Genomic DNA, 873 nt, shown 5'->3' with positions numbered 1-873 from the left:
CTCCTGCACCATGGTGTCGAGGTACTCATCGAGTTGCAGCCAGGCCGCTTCGACCTCGTCGGCGTGGTCACCGAGGTCCCAGCTGAACATTTCGAAGATGTCGTCGGCCCAGCGGGAAAACAGATGCCAGTCCTGGCGCGGCGCCCCGAGCAGTGCACAGATCACCGGGATCGGATACTGCACCGCGATGTCGGCCACCACGTCGCAGTGGCCCTCGGCCAGGTGCGGGTCGGCAAGTTCGGCGACGATCTCCATGCAGGTCTGCCGGAGGTTCTCCGCACCGCGCGGCGCGAACGCCTTGGCCACCAGGCGTCGGAGTCGGGTGTGGGACTCTGGGTCGACACCCAGCAGGCTGCTGTTCGCGCGATCCCACAGCGGGCCGGAGGTGATTCCCTGCGCGGCCAGGAACATGCCCTGGGGGACCTCGAAACGAGGGTCGCGCAGCGCGGCGCGGACCAGATCGTAGGTCAGCAATTCCGGACCGTACGGGCCCATCGCGATCGGGGCCTCGGCACGCGCCGTAGCGATCAGCCGGTGCACTTGGCGGGGATCGGTTTCGTGGGCGTAGTCCAGCGGGGGAAGGGCGGCATCGGACACCACAGTCATGACAGCCTCCGCGCGATCGGACGAGTATCTGTTCATCTCGATACTTCGCTGTGCGACGTCGGGGGTCGTGAGTAGCGTGCTACCTCAGTTGGGAGCGCTACTTCGCCCGGTAACGCCGTTCGGGCCTACCGGCGCCGTACTGTAGCCGAAGCTGCAACGCCCCGGTGCTCAGGTAGTACTCCAGGTAGCGCCGCGCACTGACGCGTGAAATTCCCACGAGCTCAGCGCATTCCATGGCGGACAACTCGCCTGCGGTCCGTACGGCGG

1 pseudogene is annotated in these 873 nt (G+C 66.6%); it reads right to left on the bottom strand.

Annotated elements, in window-relative coordinates:
* A pseudogene (locus IMZ11_RS42695) lies at nucleotides 1–606 on the bottom strand (hypothetical protein); the annotation flags it as partial.
* Nucleotides 607–873 lie beyond the last annotated feature (267 nt).

The organism is Microtetraspora sp. AC03309, assembly GCF_020826795.1.
GTDB classification, from domain to species: Bacteria; Actinomycetota; Actinomycetes; order Streptosporangiales; family Streptosporangiaceae; genus Microtetraspora; species Microtetraspora glauca.
The sequence above is the reverse complement of the archived record's forward strand: the minus strand, read 5'-3'. Positions and strand labels throughout refer to the sequence as shown.